Origin of the sequence: Pseudomonas borbori, assembly GCF_900115555.1 — a bacterium.
Taxonomy (GTDB): Bacteria; Pseudomonadota; Gammaproteobacteria; order Pseudomonadales; family Pseudomonadaceae; genus Aquipseudomonas; species Aquipseudomonas borbori.
This window is the reverse complement of sequence record NZ_FOWX01000006.1, coordinates 120,934-138,794: the sequence shown is the minus strand read 5'-3', so window position 1 is coordinate 138,794 and position 17,861 is coordinate 120,934. Positions and strand designations below refer to the sequence as shown.

Below are 17,861 nucleotides of genomic sequence, written 5' to 3'. Positions count from 1 at the left end.
GTTCTACTGACTGGGGGTCGGCAGTTGCACGGGCGACTGCTGCGGTTGGGCGGCCTCGCGCTGGCGCGCGGCTTCCAGGGCTTCGGCTTCGGCTTCGGCCTTGGCTGCGGCGCTCTGTTGCAGCTGGTCGAGCTGGGCCGGGGTGACCTGTCGCAGGCGCTGGACCAGTTGTTGCACCAGCTCGCGGCGCATTTCGCTGCGCAGTTGCGCCGCTTCCTGGTCGGAGCCGACCAGATTGTTGCCGTCCTGGGCGTAGAAGTTCTGCGCTTCCAGCTGGTTGCTGGTCAGCAACAGGTTCTGCGCGCCACGGATCTCGTAGTCGAGGGTCAGGGTCAGTTCGTATTCGGCAGTGCGTGCGGAGCTGGTGTAGCTGGCGGTGCGCTGGTTTTCCTGCTCGTCGCTCAGCACCAGGCGATAGGCGGCGCCGGGGTGGACACGTACGCCGTTGTCCTGCAGCACCTCACGCACCTGCTTGACCGTATCGCCATAGGCATTGCGCGCGCTGACGTCGAGCTCCTTGAGGGCGAACTCGACGTCGCCGGTGCCGCGCAGCTGGAAGCCGCAGGCGCCGAGCAGCGCGGCGAGGCCGATTACCAACAGATTCCGTTTCATCATCTTTGCTATCCCCTTGTCGAGCTTCCCGGCGCGCCGCCACGCGGTCGCGCCGGGCCCATTCAGTTGGCGACTATGTTGACCAGCTTGCCCGGCACCACAATCACTTTGCGGATGCTCAGGCCTTCGGTGAAACGCAATACGTTTTCGTTGGCCCGCGCCGCTGCTTCGACTTCCTCGCGGGAGGCCGCGGCCGGCATGTCGATGTGTCCGCGCAACTTGCCGTTGACCTGGATCACCAGCTGCAGGCTGTCCTGCACCAGGGCCGACTCGTCCACCGCCGGCCACTGGGCGTCGATGATCGCCCCCTGGTGGCCGAGCTCCAGCCACAGTTGGTGGCTGATGTGCGGGGTGATCGGTGCCAGCAGCAGGGCTACGGTTTCCAGGCCTTCCTGGAGCAGGGCGCGATCCTGGGCGGTCTCTTGAGCGGCCTTTTCCAGCACGTTCATCAGGGTCATCACGGCGGCGATGGCGGTGTTGAACTTGTGATGCTGGCCAATATCCTGGCTGGCTTGCCTGATCGCCAGATGGATGGCGCGGCGTATCTCTTTATGGCTGTCGCTCAGTGCGGTTTTGTCCAGCGTACCCGGCAGGCCGGCGCTGACGTGGGCCTGGGCCAGGCGCCAGACGCGACGCAGGAAGCGGCTGCCTCCCTCGACGCCGGAGTCCGACCATTCCAGGCTCATGTCCGGCGGTGAGGCGAACATCATGAACAGCCGGCAGGTGTCGGCGCCGTAGGCATCGATCATGGCCTGCGGGTCGACGCCGTTGTTCTTCGACTTGGACATCTTCTCGGTGCCGCCGATCTCCACGGCCAGGCCGTCGCTTTTCAGCTTGGCGGCGATGACCTTGCCCTTGGCGTCGCGCTCGATTTCCACGTCGGCCGGGTTGAACCAGTCTTTGCCGCCATTCTCCAGGGTGCGGTAATAGGTGTCGGCCACCACCATGCCCTGGGTCAGCAGGTTCTTGAACGGCTCGTCGGAGTTGAGCAGGCCTTCGTCACGCATCAGCTTGTGGAAGAAACGCGCGTAGAGCAGGTGCAGGATGGCGTGCTCGATGCCGCCGATGTATTGATCCACCGGCAGCCAGTGGTCGGCAGCGGCCGGGTCGACCATGCCTTTGCTGTACTGCGGCGAGGCGTAGCGGGCGAAGTACCAGGACGACTCGACGAAGGTGTCCATGGTGTCGGTTTCGCGCTTGGCCGGCGCGCCGCATTTCGGGCAGCTGCACTGGTAGAACTCGGCCATGCGCGCCAGCGGCGAGCCGGCGCCGTCCGGCACCACGTCTTCGGGCAGCACCACCGGCAACTGGTCTTCCGGCACCGGCACGTCGCCGCAGGTCTCGCAATGGATGATCGGGATCGGGCAGCCCCAGTAGCGCTGACGGCTGATGCCCCAGTCGCGCAGGCGGAACTGGGTGCGCGACTGGCCGAGGGATTTCTTCAGCAGGGCGACTTCGATGGCGTCGAAGGCTCCGGGGAAATCCAGGTCGTCGAAGTCGCCGGAGTTGATCAGCTGGCCGTGTTCGCCGTAGGCGTCCTGCCAGGGTTGCGGCGTCTCGTCACCGGCGCTGGTGCGGATCACTGGCTTGATCGGCAGGTGGTACTTGTGGGCGAACTCGAAGTCGCGTTCGTCGTGGGCCGGCACGGCCATCACCGCGCCGTCGCCGTAGTGGATCAGCACATAGTTGGCGACCCACACCGGCAGCTTCTCGCCGGTCAGCGGATGTTCGACGAACAGGCCGGTGGGCAGGCCTTTCTTTTCCTGGGTGGCCAGGTCGGCTTCGGCGACGCTGCCGCTTTTGCATTCGTGGATAAAGGCTTGCAGCTCGGCATTGCCCTGCGCGGCCAGCGTCGCCAGCGGATGCTCGGCGGCCACCGCCACATAGGTGGCGCCCATCAGGGTGTCGGGGCGGGTGGTGAAGACTTTCAGCGCGCCGGCCTGTCCGATGCTGGCGAGGTCATAGGGGAAGCTGACCTCCATGCCGCGCGATTTTCCGATCCAGTTGCGCTGCATGGTCTTGACCTGTTCCGGCCAGCCATCCAGGTCGTCCAGGCTGCTCAAGAGTTCTTCCGCATAGGCGGTGATCTTGAAGTAGTACATGGGGATTTCGCGTTTTTCGATGACCGCGCCGGAGCGCCAGCCGCGGCCGTCGATGACCTGCTCGTTGGCCAGTACGGTCTGATCCACCGGGTCCCAGTTGACCGTGCCGTTCTTGCGGTAGATCACGCCCTTCTCGAACAGGCGGGTGAACAGCCATTGCTCCCAGCGGTAGTAGTCCGGCTTGCAGGTGGTCACTTCACGCGACCAGTCGACCGCCAGGCCCAGGCTTTTCAGCTGGGTCTTCATGTACTCGATGTTTTCGTAGGTCCACTTGGCGGGCGCGACCCTGTTCTTCATCGCGGCGTTTTCCGCCGGCATGCCGAACGCGTCCCAGCCCATCGGCTGCAGCACATTTTTGCCGAGCATGCGCTGGTAGCGGGCGATCACGTCACCAATGGTGTAGTTGCGCACATGGCCCATGTGCAACTTGCCGCTGGGGTAGGGGAACATCGACAGGCAATAGAAGGTGTCCTTGCCTGGCTGTTCGCTCACTACAAAGGATTTTTGCGAGTCCCAGTGGGATTGCGCGGCGGCTTCGATTTCGCGTGGCTGATACTGTTCGTGCATGGCTACTGGCGCTGGGGAATGGGGGCTTCGGGAAACGCCGTAGCATACATGACCCCCTGCAACTGAGGGAAACCCTGATTGCGCGGCGAGGCCGGGGTATCGCCGTTTGTCGCGGCGCCCGGCTGGTTTAGGGCCTGCCGCTAAGCTTGTTATATGAGCTGGACGATCGGGGCCGGCATTGAGGTGAAGGGATGGGTGAGTTGCGACGAGCGGAGGACTCGGGTGGCTTGTACGAGCGGTTGCTGCAGCGGCTGAGCCTGGCGCTGGAAGAAGCCGACAGTATGGCTGGCCTGTCTGCCACGGTGCCTGATGAGTTGGAGTTGCGCGACTTGACCGCAGCCGAGTTGGAGTTCATTCGTGCCTATATGGATCATGACCTGAATTGGTTGCGGGGTTGGCATGCCGCAGCCGAGGAACTGGCGGTGATCGAGCACTGGCCTACGCGCGCAGCCAAGGTCGGCCGTGCGTCCCTGAGGCCGGTGGCCAAGCCGTTCGGCAAAATGAGGCCGCTGATCAAGCGCCGTGTGCAACTGTGCTGCGCGCTCTGTGGTGTGGTTGCCAGCTGGCGGCCGGGGCAGGGCGTGCATTCCTGTCTTTCGTGTGGCTCGCAGCTGTTCCGGGCACGCGATCCCCGTTAGGCTGCCGGGCACCTGGGAGGTGTCCGATGGCTATTCGTTACCTGTTCAAACAACTGTTGATGCCGCCGGGCGTGCTGCTGCTCGCGCTGCTGGTTGCCTGGTGGTTGCGCCAGCGTTTTCCACGGGTGGCCGCCAGCTGTTTCGGCCTGGCGCTCGGCGGGCTGTGGTTGATGAGTCTGCCAATCGCGGTGGAGTGGTCGGCGCGTCTGCTGGAGTCTGAGCCGGCGCTGGCCGAGGCGCGCTGGACCGATCTGGCCCGGCAGGTGGATGCGATTGTCGTGCTCGGTGGTGGGCGCGAGCAGGGCGATCCGGCCTGGGCCGATGATCAGCCCAGCTCGATGGCGCTGGAACGGCTGCGCTATGCCGCGCGTCTGGCCAAGGTTTCGGGCGTGCCGCTGGCGACCAGTGGCGGCCTGCATTATGGTCAGCCGCCCAGCGAGGCCGCGCTGGCGGCGCAGGTGTTGGCCCGTGACTTCGGCGTGGCGGTGCGCTGGCAGGAGGGGGCCAGCCGCACCACCTGGGAAAACGCCACGCACAGCGCTGAACTGCTACAGGGTGCCGGGGTCAGGCGGGTGTTGCTGGTGACCCAGGCCTGGCACATGCCCAGGGCGCGCTGGTGCTTCGAGCAGGCGGGCTTTCAGGTGCTGGCGGCGCCGGTGGGCTTTCTCAGCGTGGCCAACGGCCGCCCGGCCGGCGGCTGGCTGCCGGAAAGCAAGGCGCTGTGGCAGAGCAGCCTGTTGCTCAACGAGGCGCTGGGTTTGTTGATCTATCCCCTGGTCTACGGTCAACCGTAGCCCGGATAGGCGCAGCGCAATCCGGGGGGACGCAATTCCGGATTGCGCCAAGGCTTATCCGGGCGACGAAAGCAGGCAGCGCGTCCAATTGGCAGCTACAGCGTCCTGGCCATGCGCCCGGCCAGCAACGCCCAGGTCAGCAGCAGGGCGCAAAGGATCAGCAGCGGCCAGGCGCGCCAATACAAGTAAGGCGTCAGCTGTTGCATGGGCACCACCTCGCCATAGAGCACGCCTCGTTCGAACTGCGGCAGCTGCTCGGTGATCCGGCCGAAGGGGTCGATCAGCACGGTCATGCCGTTGTTGGTCGCGCGGATCATCCAGCGTCCGGCTTCGAGGGCGCGCATCTGGGCCATCTGCAGGTGCTGCAGCGGGCCGATCGAGCTGCCGAACCAGGCGTCGTTGCTCACCGTCAGCAGCAGTTCGCTGTGTGCGGCGAGCCCGGCGGCAAACTCCGGATAGACCACTTCGTAGCAGATGAAGGTGGCGATCTTGTAGCCCTTGGCCTGCAGCAGCGGCTGTTCGGCCGAACCGCGGGCGAAGTCCGACATCGGCAGGTCGAAGAAGGCGATCAGCCCGCGCAGCACTTCCTGCAGGGGGACGTACTCGCCGAAGGGCACCAGCTTCTGCTTGAGGTAGTCGCCTTCGCCCTGGCCGATCACGCTGACGGCGTTGTAGTAGCGCTGCTCGCCGCGTTCGTTGGCCTGGCGGATCGGTACACCGGTGATCAGCGCGGCCTGGCGTTCGCTGGCGAAGCGGTGCATGAACTGGAGGTAGCCGGCGGCCTGTTCCTTGAGCACCGGCACCGCGGTCTCCGGCCAGACGATCAGGTCGGTCGGTTGGGCGCTGAAACTCAGGTCGCGGTACAGCGCCAGCTGGGCGTTGAGCTGAGCTGGATCCCACTTCAGGTTCTGCTCGACGTTACCCTGCATGGCCGCGACCCTGAGCGGTTCGCCGGCAGGAAGAGTCCAGGCGTGGCCCTTGAGTGCGAGGCCGGCGACCCAGGGGCCGGCCAGCAGCACCAAGGCTGTGGCGAGAAAGGCCTTGCGCGCGCGCAGTTGTACCAGGTTGACCAGCAGCGCGGCGCTCAAGGCCAGGACGAAGGACAGCAGCCATACCCCGCCGACGGGCGCGAGTCCGGCCAGTGGGCCGTCCAGTTGGCTGTAACCGGCGTAGAGCCAGGGGAAGCCGGTGAGGAACCAGCTGCGAAAGGCTTCCTGGGTCAGCCACAGGGCGGCAAAGGCCAGGGCGTCGGCCAGTGGCGCTTCGCTGCGGCGCAGCCAGCGCGCCCACAGCCAGGCGGCCAGGGCCAGCAGCAGGCCCAGGCCGGCGACGAAGCCGAGGGTGAGGAAAGCCGCCAGGGCCGGCGAGGCGGCGCCGTAGTCGTGGATGCTGACGTAGACCCAGCTGGTGCCGGCGGCGAACAGGCCGAAGCCGTAGTACCAGCCGCGCCACGCCGCCTGGCGTGGGTTCAGGTCGCGCAGGCCGAGATAGAACAGGGCGATCGAGAGCAGTGCCAGCGGCCACAGGTCGAGCGGTGCCAGCGCCAGCGGGGTGATGGCGCCGGCCACCAGGGCGATCAGGTTGCCCGGCCAGCCGGAGCGAGTTATCCAGTGCATTGCATGCAGATCCTTGGATTGGGGGTGGCGCAAGGGTAGAGCGGAATGCGGGAGGGGGGAAGGTGTGGCGGGGGGCATTGATGGGGCACGCCGCTGCGCGACTAACCCATCCCTGCCAAGGCAGCGCTGGCGCTTCAGCGCACCAGCGGGGTCAGGCGCAGCAGGTGGATGCGCCGGCTGTCGGCGTTGAGTACGCGGAAGCGGAACTCGCCGATCTCGGTCACCTCGTTGCGCTTGGGCAGGTGGCCGAAGGCGCTCATCACCAGGCCGCCGACGGTGTCGAACTCGTCATCGGAAAATTCGGTGTCGAACGACTCGTTGAAGCTGTCGATCGGGGTCAGTGCCTTGACCAGGAAGTCGCCGCTGGGCAGCGGTTTGACGTAGCTGTCTTCCTCGACATCGTGTTCGTCCTCGATGTCGCCGACGATCTGCTCGAGCACGTCTTCGATGGTCACCAGGCCGGCCACTCCGCCGTATTCGTCGATCACCACGGCCATGTGGTTGTGGTTGGCGCGGAACTCGCGCAGCAGTACGTTGAGGCGCTTGGACTCGGGGACGAAGGTCGCCGGACGCAGCACATCCTTGATGTTGAAGTTCGGCTGCTGATCCAGCAGTACCAGCGGCAGCAGATCCTTGGCCAGGAGGATGCCGATCACGTCATCCAGGCTCTCGCCCACCACCGGATAGCGCGAGTGGGCGGCTTCGATGATCGAGGGCAAAAACTCCCTGGGCGTCTGGTTGGCCTTGATGCTGATCATCTGCGAGCGCGGCACCATGATGTCACGCACCTGCAGGTCGGCGACCTGGATGGCGCCTTCGACAATGGCCAGCGCTTCGCTGTCGAGCAGCTTGTTCTGGTGCGCTTCGCGCAGTACTTCCAGCAGTTCCTGGCGGTTTTTCGGCTCGTGAGCAAAAGCCTGGGTCAGTTTGTTCAACCAGGACTTCGGCTCGTTGCTCGATCGGTCTTCGCTCATGGGGGTTACTCGGGATCCTTGCTGATGGGCAATTATTTGCTATTTGTCGTCGGCGTAGGGGTCGGGATGACCCAGCTCGGCGAGCAGTGTGCGTTCCAGCGCTTCCATTTCCTCGGCTTCGGCATCGTCGATGTGGTCGTAGCCGAGCAGGTGCAGGCAGCCATGGATCACCAGGTGCGCCCAATGCGCCTGCGGGGTTTTTTCCTGTTCGAGCGCCTCGCGCTCGACTACCGGCACGCAGATCACCAGGTCGCCGAGCAGGGGGATATCCAATAATTCATCGGGTACGTCGGCGGGGAAGGACAGCACGTTGGTGGCGTAGTCGCGCTGGCGATAGGTGTGGTTGAGTTCGCGGGCTTCGGCTTCGTCGACCAGGCGGATGGTCAGCTCGGAATCGGCCGTGCGCTGGCGCAGGGCGATTTCGCACCAGCTGCGAAACTGCGCCTCGCTGGGTAAGTCGGCAGCCTGGCTGGCGACCTGCAGGTCCAGTTCAAGCATTGCCGTTGTCCTGCTCGTCGATCAGCTTGCCGTGAACCCGGTTGTCGTAACGCTCATAGGCCTCGACGATGCGCTGGACCAGGGGGTGACGCACCACGTCCTTGGGCTTGAAGTGGGTGAAGCTGATGCCCGGCACGTCGCGCAGCACGTCGATCACATGGGTCAGGCCGCTCTTGGTGCCGCGCGGCAGATCGACCTGGGTGATGTCGCCGGTGATCACCGCGGTGGAGCCGAAGCCGATGCGGGTGAGGAACATCTTCATCTGCTCGAGGGTGGTGTTCTGGCTCTCGTCGAGGATGATGAAGCTGTTGTTCAGGGTGCGGCCGCGCATGTAGGCCAGCGGCGCAACCTCGATCACCTGTTTCTCGATCAGCTTGGCCACCTGTTCGAAACCGAGCATCTCGTAGAGCGCGTCGTACAGCGGGCGCAGGTAGGGGTCGATCTTCTGCGCCAGGTCGCCGGGCAGGAAGCCGAGCTTCTCACCCGCCTCCACTGCCGGACGCACCAGCAGGATGCGCCGGATCTGCTCGCGTTCCAGGGCGTCCACCGCGCAGGCCACCGCCAGGTAGGTCTTGCCGGTGCCGGCCGGGCCGACGCCGAAGTTGATGTCGTGCTCGAGAATGGCTTTGACGTAGCGCTGCTGGTTGACCCCGCGCGGACGAATCATGCCCTTGCGGGTGCGCAGGGCGATGCTGCTCTCGGCACCGGGGTTGGCCAATTCCTCGATGCCGGACTCCTGCAGGAACAGGTGCACCATGTCCGGTGACAGCTCCGTGCTCTTGGTTTCGCGGTAGAGGCGGCGCAGCAGTTGTTCGGCGGAGTTGGTCTGCTCCGGCGCGCCGATCAGCTCGAACTGGTTGCCGCGGTTGCGGATCTCGATGGCCAGGCGCGCCTCGATCAGGCGCAAATGTTCGTCGAATTGCCCGCAGAGACTGGCAAAGCGGCGAGCTTCAAAGGGCTCGAGGATAAAGCGATGAGGTTCTATGGGTGCGTTCAAGGTCGTTTGGTGGCCGCCAGTCGGCTGGGGTAGTGAAATGAAGAATACCGCTAGCGGTGCGCGCGGGAAAGCTCGGGCTGCTGCGACTTTAGCATCGCTTGCTGTGGGTTCGGGTTGCGCCTGGAATGGGCGCTGCCCCGCCGTGTGTGGCGGGGCCGTTCATTCGTCGAGCAGGCTGCCGCGTAGCGAGTTGGGCAGGGCGTCGTCGATATGCACGTCGACGAACTGGCCGATCAGGCGCGGGTTGTCGCTGCGGAAGTTGACCACCCGGTTGCTCTCGGTGCGGCCCTGGAGCATGCCGGGGTCCTTCTTCGAGTAATCGCTGACCAGGATGCGCTGCAGCGTGCCGACCATGCGCCGGCTGTTTTCCGCGCCTTGCTGGCTGATGCGCTGCTGCAGGATCGCCAGGCGCTGCTTTTTCAGCTCCTCCGGGGTGTCGTCGGCCAGGTCCGCCGCCGGGGTGCCGGGGCGCGCGCTATAGACGAAGGAGTAGGAGAAGTCGAAGCCGACCTCCTCGATCAGTTTCATGGTCTGCTCGAAGTCTTTCTCGGTTTCGCCAGGGAAGCCGATGATGAAGTCGGTGCTGATCAGGATGTCCGGCACCGCGGCGCGCAGCTTGCGGATGCGCGACTTGTACTCGAGTGCGGTGTGGCCCCGCTTCATCGCCGCGAGGATGCGATCGGAGCCCGACTGCACCGGCAGGTGCAGGTATTTGACCAGCTCGGGGATCTCGGCATGGGCCTGGATCAGCGCGTCGGAGAACTCCAGCGGGTGGCTGGTGGTGTAGCGGATGCGGTCGATGCCGTCGATCGCCGCCACTGCATAGAGCAACTCGGCGAAATCGGCGAGCTGACCCTCTGCGGTTTCGCCACGGTAGCCGTTGACGTTCTGGCCGAGCAGGGTGACTTCGCGCACGCCGTTTTCGGCCAGGTGCAGCACTTCGCTCAGCACATCGGCCAGTGGTCGGCTGACTTCCTCGCCGCGGGTGTAGGGCACCACGCAGAAGGTGCAGTACTTGCTGCAGCCTTCCATCACCGAAACATAGGCGCTGGGGCCGTCGACCCGTGGTTCGGGCAGGCGGTCGAATTTCTCGATCTCGGGGAAGGAAATGTCCACCTGCGGCAGCTTGGTGCTACGCACGGCGTCGATCATTTCCGGCAGACGGTGCAAGGTCTGCGGGCCGAAGACCACGTCGACATAGGGCGCGCGGTCGCGGATCGCCGCGCCTTCCTGGCTGGCCACGCAGCCGCCGACGCCGATCACCAGCTCCGGGTTGGCCAGCTTCAACTCGCGCCAGCGACCCAGCTGGGAGAACACCTTGTCCTGGGCCCTTTCGCGAATCGAGCAGGTATTGAGCAGGATCACGTCGGCATCTTCGGCGCGTTCGGTTACTTCCAGGGCTTGATGTTCGCCCAGCAGGTCGACCATGCGCGAGCTGTCGTACTCGTTCATCTGGCAGCCGTGGGTTTCGATATAAAGCTTCTTGGTCATGCGCGCTCAAAAGGGTGACTCGAAGGACCGCGCATTATAGTGGCCGAACGGCTGGCTTCCTAGCATTGCCTGCCCGGTGGCTGTGCTATGATTTGCGCCCTCTAATTTCCCCTTCAGTCCAGGCTCCCAGCCATGAGCAAGCGCGAACCCATCTATAAGGTGATTTTTCTCAACCAGGGCCAGGTGTACGAAATGTACGCCAAGCAGATCTTTCAGAGCGATCTGTGGGGCTTTCTGGAGGTGGAGGAGTTCGTCTTCGGCGAGCGCACCCAGGTGGTGGTCGATCCCAGCGAAGAGAAGCTCAAGGCTCAGTTCGACGGCGTGGTGCGCAGCTTCCTGCCCATGCACGCGATCATTCGCATCGACGAAGTCGAGCGCCTGGGTACGCCGAAGATCAGCGAAGCCAAGGGTGGCGGCAACGTCATGCCGTTTCCCATGCCGATGCCGGATAAGTAGGGCGAGCGCCAAGCTGCAAGCGAACTCGCTTCTGCTTGCCGCTTATGGCTTGCCGCTTATAGCTGCTGCCCCCGGCAGCCGCAGCTACGGCAGCGGGGCGAACGGCGATTGGCTGTCGGCGGCCTGCAGTTCGAGCAGGTAGTTGCGGAATATTTCGCCAAGTACCTGGCTGGCGATTTCCAGTTCCTCGCGCTGCATGCGCTCGGAAACCAGGTCGGCGCTGTCCATGGCTTCATCTGAGCCATTCACCGCCGCCATCTTCAGCACGATAAACGCCTGCACGTTGTTCGCCGGTACGCCTTCGCCGCGGAAGAACATCATGCCCAGGCGGTATTGCGCCTGGGCGTGGCCCTGCAGCGAGGCCTGTTCGAACCAGTTGAGTGCTTGCGCCAGGTCGCGCGGCGCGCGCTTGCCGTCGTAATAGAATTCGCCCAGCTCGTATTCGGCTTGCGGGTCGCCGTTGTGCGCCGCTTGCTGGCAGGCGGCCAGCGCATCGGGCAGGTCTTCGGTCGAGGTGTTCAGCGAGCAACTGCCGGTTGCGGGGACCAGCAGGGTGTTGCCGCCTGCGAACGCCAACAGCGGCAGAAGAAGCAGCAGGCAGCCCAGCGATAGGGTGCGGCCGGTGCAAGTCATGGAAATCCGTGTGCCTCAGGAAGCCGTACGGGCCTAGTGCCCGGCCGACAAGGTGCGTCGGCGTTGGCATTATGAAATAAGCGGGGGCGTTCTTACAAAGTCTTTACGGGGTTTTCTCGCTTGGCGCAAACCGTGGCACTGCCCGGCAGGCTCAGTAGCAGCCAGGCCAGCAGCGGGTAGGCCGGGGTCAACAGGGTCTGCAGCAGGTCGATGCGGCGCAGCGGGCCGATAAAACCGTCGCCGCCGACAGCCAGGTCGGCCAGCAAGAACAGGCCGGCAGCCGCCATTGCGACGCCTGCCGGCGTGCGTCGCGGCCACTGGATGGCGCCGGCATAGACGATCAGCAGCAGGCTCGCCAGGTTGAGCAGCAGGCGGTAGTCATCCAGCAGGTTCATCTGCCGGAACAGCTCGAAGAAGGCGCACAGCCCCAGCACCACGCGGCCCCAGTTCGGCCGGCTCCAGGCCCAGCCGCGGCCCATGGCCAGCGCGGTCGCGCCAAGCAGCGGCAGACCGAGGAAGCTGCTGGCCTGGCTCAGCCACAGGTGGGCGGCCTGCCAGTCCGGGTCGCCGGCATGCCCCATGACTCCGGCGCAGGCAGCCGCGGCCGCCAGGAGAAAGCCGAGCAGGGCGCAGAACAGCGCCGGCTGATCGGCCTCGCCGTAGCGCTTGCGCGCCTTGCCGATGGCGACGGCGCAGGCCAGGCAGGCCAGCGCCAGGATGCCGCCGGTCAGGGCGGTGCCGTACTGCATCAGCTTTTTTTCAGCTCGGCGAAGGCGCGTTCGGCGGCGTCCAGGGTGATCGCCAGTTCCGCCTGGCCGTGGGCGATGGAGGTGAAGCCGGCTTCGAAGGCGCTAGGGGCCAGGTAGACGCCGCCGTCCAGCATCAGGTGGAAGAAGCGCTTGAAGCGTTCGGCATCGCTGGCCATCACGTCATCGAAGGTGACGATGTCATCTGCGCCGCTGAAGTACAGGCCGAACATGCCGCCGGCCTGGGTGGTGACGAAGGGGATGCCGGCGGCATCGGCGCGATCCTGCAGGCCCTGCAGCATGCAGGCGGTGTAGTCGCTCAGCTCGGCATGGAAGCCGGGGCGGCTGATCAGCTTCAGGGTGGTCAGGCCGGCGGCCATGGCCAGCGGGTTGCCGGACAGGGTGCCGGCCTGGTAGACCGGGCCGAGCGGGGCGATGCAGGACATGATCGCGCGCTTGCCGCCGAAGCAGCCGACCGGCATGCCGCCGCCGATGATCTTGCCGAAGGTGGTCAGGTCCGGGGTCACGCCGTAATGCGCCTGGGCCCCGCCGAGGGCGACGCGGAAACCGGTCATCACTTCGTCGAAGATCAGCACCACGCCATGCTGGTCGCACTGTTCGCGCAGGCCCTGGAGAAAGCCCGGCGCCGGCGGCACGCAGTTCATGTTGCCGGCCACCGGCTCGACGATGATGCAGGCGACGCTGTCGCCGACTTCGCCGAGCATCTGCGCGACCGCATCCAGGTCGTTGAACGGCAGGGTCAGGGTGTGCTTGGCGAAGTCCGCCGGCACCCCGGCCGAACTCGGTACGCCCTGGGTCAGCAGGCCGGAGCCGGCCTTGACCAGCAAACTGTCGGAATGCCCGTGGTAGCAACCTTCGAACTTGATGATGTTGTCGCGGCCGGTGAAGCCACGCGCCAGACGGATCGCGCTCATGGTCGCTTCGGTGCCGGAGCTGACCATGCGCACCATGTCCATGGACGGCACCAGGGCGCAGACCAGGTCGGCCATCTCGGTTTCCATGGCGGTTGGTGCGCCGTAGGACAGGCCGTGTTCCAACTGGCGGCGCACCGCATCGAGCACGTCCGGGTGGCTGTGGCCGAGAATCATCGGGCCCCAGGAACCGACGTAATCCACGTAGCGTTTGTCGTCCTCGTCGGTGACATAGGCGCCGGCCGCGTGCTTGAAGAACAGCGGCGTGCCGCCGACGCTCTTGAAGGCGCGCACCGGCGAGTTGACGCCGCCGGGGATGTGCTTCTGGGCGTGGGCGAAGAGAATTTCGGAACGGGACATGGCAGGGCCTCTCAAGTAATCGGGGTGAGACGGATCACCCGGCAAATCGGTTAATTCGTGGCGAACAGGGCGCTGAAGGCGCGGGCGCGGCGTTCGACTTCGGCGGCCGAGTCGGCGCCGAACAGGGCGTGGATCACCGCCACCATGCTGGCGCCACGGGCAATCAGCAGGGCGGCATTGTCCAGGGTCACGCCGCCGATGGCGACGATCGGCAGGTTGATGCGACGCTTCGCCTGATCCAGCAGCTCGAGCGTGGCGCCGGGGGCGCCGGGCTTGGTGTGGGAGTCGAAGAAGCGGCCGAAGGCGACATAGCTGACGCCTTCCTTGGTGGCGGCCTCGGCCAGCTCGAGCTGGGCGTGGCAGGTGCCGCCGATGATCGCCTGGCGGCCGAGCAGGGCGCGGGCGGCGGACAGCGAACCGTCGCTCTGACCCAGGTGCAGGCCGACGCCGAGGCGCGCGGCCAGTTCGGCGTCGTCGTTGATGATCAGCCCGGCGCCGTAGCGATTGCACAGCTCGCGCAGGGCTTCGGCCTGGCGCAGGCGGCGCGCCTCGTCGCTGGACTTGTCGCGGTACTGCAATAGGCTGGCGCCACCTTTGAGCGCCGCTTCGGCGTAGGGCAACAGCTTGCCGCCAGCCAGCAGCTGGCTGTCGGTGATGGCATACAGGCCACGCAGTTTCATCGGAAGCGCTCCATCAGCTGCTTTCTATTAATAAGTATCCAGCGGTAGGCGGCGCGGAATGTACTGGCCGTGGCCGGGTTGCTCGGCGTCGCGCAGGGTGCGCCAGGTGTACTCGAGGGCGAACTGCACGGCGCTGACCAGCTCCTGGCCGAGGGCCAGGCGGCCGGCCAGGGCGCTGGCCAGGGTGCAACCGGAGCCGTGGTAGCTGCCCGGCAGGCGCTGGCAGGTGAAGGTGTGACGGCTGCCGTCGCGGCAATACAGGCGGTTGTGCACCTGCTGCTCGTCGCCGTGGCCGCCGGTGATCAGCAGGTGCCGGACATAGGGCAGCAGCTTCTCCGCGCATTCATCGGCGGTGCCGTCCGGCAGTTCGGCGAGGATGCGCGCTTCCGGCAGGTTCGGCGTGGCGATGGTGGCGACGGCAAACAGGCGTTCGCGCATGGCGTAGCCGACTTCATCCTTGCCCAGGGCGCCACCGCCGCCGGCGCGCAGGACCGGGTCGCAGACCAGGGCAATGCCCGGCAACTGCTGCATGATCTGCAACACGGTCTCGACCATTTCCACCGAGCCGAGCATGCCCAGTTTGACCGCGGCGATCGGCAGATCGGCGATCACCGCATTGGCCTGGGCCAGCACCCAGTCGCGGTCGAGTACGCGGAAGTCGGTGACATTGACCGTGTCCTGCACGGTCAGTGCGGTGACCGTCGGCGCGGCGTGGCAGCCTTGTGCGAGCAGGGCTTCGATATCGGCTTGCAGGCCGGCACCACCACTGGGGTCGTGGCCGGACAGGCAGAGCACTACGGGGCGGGAAGTAGGCGTTTTCATGGTGCGCGAGCTTAGCATTAAACGGCCCCGATTGAACCGGCGGGAATGTGCGGCGATCGAGTCAAGTCGCCCCGCCCGCGGCGGCAGATCCTGATCGTGGCGACAGTTTGCGCCAGCGCTTCGCTGATGGCCTCCCTGTTGGCCCCTGGCGCCTATTCCAGAGCCTTGCAGGGCATGCCCATGCTGTTCGCGCCAGCTGCCGTTTGCCCGCGCAAAGCCTGTGCTAGAGTGGCGGCCATTCATATAACCGGGTAGGCGAGGCGGCGTCAGCCAGGAGAGCAGGGCATCTCCGGCGCAATCCGACATTACCCGACTTTGTCTTCGTGGGGCCGCATGCGCTATCTCTTGATTCTGCTGTTCGCAGTCTGGCCGCTGTGCGCCTCTGCCGTGGTCTTCGATGAGCATACCCGCATGCTGCCGCTTGGCCAGGCCATGCAGGTATTCGAGGATGTGCGTGGCGATGCGACTATCGACGAAGTCACCTCGTCGGCCCTGCAAGCGGGCTTTCGTCGGCATGACTCCCCGGTGCTGAATGCCGGTTATTCGCGTTCGGTATTCTGGCTGCGCCTGGATCTGGAATATCGGCCGCAGCGGCCGCAGCGGCCGGACGGGCCGCAGCCCTGGTTGCTGGAGTTGGCCTATCCGCCGCTGGATCGGCTGGATCTGTACCTGGCGGATGGCCAGGGCAAGTTCCAGCTGGCCCAGCGTACCGGCGACTCGCTGCCATTCGCCAGCCGGCAGATCAGGCACCACAACTACCTGTTCGAACTCGACCTGCAGCCGCACCAGCCGCAGCGGGTCTATCTGCGCCTGCAAAGCCAGGGCTCGATCCAGGCGCCGTTGAGTCTGTGGGCACCCACTGCCTACCTGGAAGAACAGCCCGCGCGCAGCTATGTGCTCGGCGTCATCTACGGCGTGCTGCTGGTGATGCTGATCTACAACCTGTTCATCTTCCTCAGCGTCAGGGATGCCAGCTACCTCTATTACATCCTCTATATCGCCTCGTTCGGCCTCTATCAGGTGTCGGTCAACGGCGCCGGCATCGAGTATTTCTGGCCGAACAACCCCTGGTGGGCGAATGCCTCGACGCCCTTTCTGATCGGCTCGGCGGCGCTGTTCGGCTGCCAGTTCGCGCGCAGCTTCCTGCATACCGCCGAGCACAGCCCCTGGGTCGACCGCACGCTGCTGTTGCTGATGGCCAGCGGTGCCGGGGTGATGATCCTGGCGCTGACCGTCAGCTATGCGCTGTCGCTGCGCCTGGCTACCTACCTGGCGCTGTTGTTCACCGTGGTGGTCTTCGCTGCCGGGATCATCGCCTGGCTGCGCGGCATGCGCGTGGCGCGCTACTTCATCATCGCCTGGAGCGCCTTCCTGCTCGGCGGCGCGATCAACAGCCTGATGGTGCTCGGCTACCTGCCCAATGTGTTCCTGACCATGTACGCCAGCCAGATCGGTTCGGCCCTGGAGGTCGGCCTGCTGTCACTGGCCCTGGCCGACCGGATCAACGCGATGAAGGAGGAGCGCACGCGGATTCTCCAGGATAGCGGGCACAAGCTGGAGGTGCTGAACCAGCAACTGGCCAACAGCAACCGCCTGAAGGACGAATTCCTCGCCAGCGTCACCCACGAGTTGCGCACACCGATGAACGGGGTGATCGGCTCGCTGGAGTTGATGCAGACGCTCGACCTGGACGCCGAGTTGGCGCAGTACCAGAAGACCGCCGCCGGTTCGGCGCGGGACATGATGCGCATGGTCGACGACATCCTCGTTCTCAGCGAGTTGCAGGCCGGCAAGCTCTACCCGCGGCGCGAGCCGTTCAGCCTGCGCGGGTTGCTCGACGGATTGCGCGCACAGTACGCGGCGCGTGCCGCGGACAAAGGGCTGCGCTTCGTTCTGGAGCTGGACGAAAGCCTGCCCGATACCCTTGCCGGCGATGCTGGCAAGCTGGCACAGAGCCTCGGCTATCTGCTCGACAACGCCATCAAGTTCACCGGCCGCGGCGAGATCCGCTTGCGCGTCGGAGCGACGGCCGATGGCCTGCTGCTGAGCATCGAGGTGATCGACACGGGCGTGGGCTTCAGTGTGTCGCAGGAGACGTCGCTGTATCAGCACTTCCATCAACTGGACGGCTCCATGACGCGCGAGTACGGCGGCCTGGGCATCGGCCTGGCCATCTGTCGACAGTTGGTCGACCTGCAGGGCGGCAGCCTCAGCCACGAGTCGCAGCCCGGCCAGGGCAGCCGCTTTCGTGTACAGGTGCCGCTGATCTTGCCGTCCGCGCTGGCCGCACCGCCTGTACCTGCACCGCGGGCGCCTGCCCAGCTTGCGCGCTCCCCCGAGCAGTGCACGGTGCTGGTGGTCGAGGACAACGCGATCAACCAGCTGGTGACCCGCGGCATGCTGCTCAAGCTGGGTTACCGCGTGCTTACCGCCGACAACGGCGCCGAGGCGCTCGAGGTGCTGCGGCGCGAACCGGTCGATGCGGTGCTGCTGGATTGCCAGATGCCGGTGCTGGACGGGTTCGCGACCTGCCGGGCGCTGCGCATCCTGCCCGGCTGCGCCGAGTTGCCGGTGCTGGCGATCACCGCCCACAGCCACAGCGGCGACCGCGAGCGCTGCCTGGCCGCCGGCATGAGCGACTACCTGGCCAAGCCGGTGAAGTTCGAAGCCGTGCGCGGCCTGTTGCACGACTGGGTGCTGTGCCGCGCCGGCTAGTGTGCTGTCTCGTAATAATCATTGTTCAAGCGGCAGCGGCTGGCCTGTACAGGGTGCGCTCCAGGCACCCGGTTGTCAGTGGTGCGCACGGCGCACCCTACGAGACGGTGTCATCGAAACAACAATTCTGAGACAGCACGCTAGCCGCTGTCCCAGCCCTCCCTCTTGGCCGAAATGCCGCTTTGTGCAAGCTCTGAATCATGATTCACTGAGTTCAGTTATTGAATC

The 17,861-nt window shown here is 65.5% G+C and carries 16 protein-coding genes; 4 read left to right on the top strand and 12 right to left on the bottom strand.

Features of this window, described 5'->3' with window-relative positions; translation table 11 throughout:
- Window positions 1-3: 3 nt before the first annotated feature.
- Both BM315_RS06430 and leuS read right to left on the bottom strand, forming a co-directional pair.
- Complete coding sequence (locus BM315_RS06430; RefSeq protein ID WP_090498993.1) at window positions 4-615, bottom strand: LPS-assembly lipoprotein LptE; 612 nt, start codon at window positions 613-615, stop codon at window positions 4-6.
- A 59-nt stretch (window positions 616-674) separates the two neighbouring features.
- Complete coding sequence (gene leuS / locus BM315_RS06425; protein ID WP_090498991.1) at window positions 675-3,281, bottom strand: leucine--tRNA ligase; 2,607 nt, start codon at window positions 3,279-3,281, stop codon at window positions 675-677.
- Between the two features lie 191 nt (window positions 3,282-3,472).
- Between leuS and BM315_RS06420 the strand changes: the two genes are divergently transcribed.
- Together BM315_RS06420 and BM315_RS06415 are read left to right on the top strand one after the other, a co-directional pair.
- Window positions 3,473-3,919, top strand: a complete 447-nt coding sequence (locus BM315_RS06420; protein ID WP_090498989.1) for a hypothetical protein — start codon at window positions 3,473-3,475, stop codon at window positions 3,917-3,919.
- Window positions 3,920-3,945: 26 nt separating this feature from the next.
- A complete protein-coding gene (locus BM315_RS06415; protein WP_090498987.1) occupies window positions 3,946-4,713 on the top strand; it encodes a YdcF family protein in 768 nt (255 codons plus the stop codon).
- Window positions 4,714-4,808: 95 nt separating this feature from the next.
- Here BM315_RS06415 and lnt read toward each other — a convergent pair whose 3' ends face one another.
- From lnt to miaB, 5 genes are all read right to left on the bottom strand, one after another.
- Window positions 4,809-6,329: an apolipoprotein N-acyltransferase gene (lnt, locus tag BM315_RS06410; protein ID WP_090498985.1), complete on the bottom strand. Its 1,521-nt coding sequence runs from the start codon at window positions 6,327-6,329 to the stop codon at window positions 4,809-4,811.
- A 134-nt stretch (window positions 6,330-6,463) separates the two neighbouring features.
- The gene (locus tag BM315_RS06405) at window positions 6,464-7,303 is read right to left on the bottom strand and encodes a CorC family transporter (protein ID WP_090498983.1); all 840 of its coding nucleotides are present in this window, start codon (window positions 7,301-7,303) and stop codon (window positions 6,464-6,466) included.
- 39 nt (window positions 7,304-7,342) lie between these two features.
- Window positions 7,343-7,801, bottom strand: coding sequence for an rRNA maturation RNase YbeY (gene ybeY, locus BM315_RS06400; protein WP_090498981.1), 459 nt, complete (start codon window positions 7,799-7,801; stop codon window positions 7,343-7,345).
- Complete coding sequence (locus BM315_RS06395; protein WP_090498980.1) at window positions 7,794-8,798, bottom strand: PhoH family protein; 1,005 nt, start codon at window positions 8,796-8,798, stop codon at window positions 7,794-7,796. The genes ybeY and BM315_RS06395 overlap by 8 nt, the downstream gene beginning before the upstream one ends.
- A gap of 159 nt (window positions 8,799-8,957) precedes the next feature.
- Window positions 8,958-10,289 (bottom strand): tRNA (N6-isopentenyl adenosine(37)-C2)-methylthiotransferase MiaB, encoded by a 1,332-nt coding sequence (gene miaB, locus BM315_RS06390; protein WP_090498978.1) that lies wholly within the window; start codon window positions 10,287-10,289, stop codon window positions 8,958-8,960.
- 132 nt (window positions 10,290-10,421) lie between these two features.
- Here miaB and BM315_RS06385 point away from each other — a divergent pair, with 132 nt between their 5' ends.
- The gene (locus BM315_RS06385; RefSeq protein WP_079204654.1) at window positions 10,422-10,745 is read left to right on the top strand and encodes a DUF1820 family protein; all 324 of its coding nucleotides are present in this window, start codon (window positions 10,422-10,424) and stop codon (window positions 10,743-10,745) included.
- An 84-nt stretch (window positions 10,746-10,829) separates the two neighbouring features.
- Here the strand turns inward: BM315_RS06385 and BM315_RS06380 are convergent, their stop codons facing one another.
- The 5 genes from BM315_RS06380 to BM315_RS06360 all read right to left on the bottom strand — a co-directional run bounded on the left by BM315_RS06380 (window position 10,830) and on the right by BM315_RS06360 (window position 14,918).
- Entirely contained in the window at window positions 10,830-11,378 is a 549-nt protein-coding gene (locus BM315_RS06380; RefSeq protein WP_090498976.1) for a tetratricopeptide repeat protein, read from the bottom strand.
- A gap of 92 nt (window positions 11,379-11,470) precedes the next feature.
- The gene (locus BM315_RS06375; RefSeq protein ID WP_090498974.1) at window positions 11,471-12,127 is read right to left on the bottom strand and encodes a hypothetical protein; all 657 of its coding nucleotides are present in this window, start codon (window positions 12,125-12,127) and stop codon (window positions 11,471-11,473) included.
- Window positions 12,127-13,416, bottom strand: coding sequence for a glutamate-1-semialdehyde 2,1-aminomutase (gene hemL, locus BM315_RS06370; RefSeq protein WP_090498972.1), 1,290 nt, complete (start codon window positions 13,414-13,416; stop codon window positions 12,127-12,129). Before hemL ends, BM315_RS06375 begins: the two co-directional genes overlap by 1 nt.
- A 50-nt stretch (window positions 13,417-13,466) precedes the next feature.
- A complete protein-coding gene (gene thiE, locus BM315_RS06365; protein ID WP_090498970.1) occupies window positions 13,467-14,096 on the bottom strand; it encodes a thiamine phosphate synthase in 630 nt (209 codons plus the stop codon).
- A gap of 27 nt (window positions 14,097-14,123) precedes the next feature.
- On the bottom strand, window positions 14,124-14,918 hold the full coding sequence (locus BM315_RS06360) for a bifunctional hydroxymethylpyrimidine kinase/phosphomethylpyrimidine kinase (protein ID WP_090498968.1): 795 nt from the start codon (window positions 14,916-14,918) through the stop codon (window positions 14,124-14,126).
- Window positions 14,919-15,251: 333 nt separating this feature from the next.
- Between BM315_RS06360 and BM315_RS06355 the strand changes: the two genes are divergently transcribed.
- Entirely contained in the window at window positions 15,252-17,633 is a 2,382-nt protein-coding gene (locus tag BM315_RS06355; RefSeq protein ID WP_090498966.1) for a hybrid sensor histidine kinase/response regulator, read from the top strand.
- Window positions 17,634-17,861: the final 228 nt, after the last annotated feature.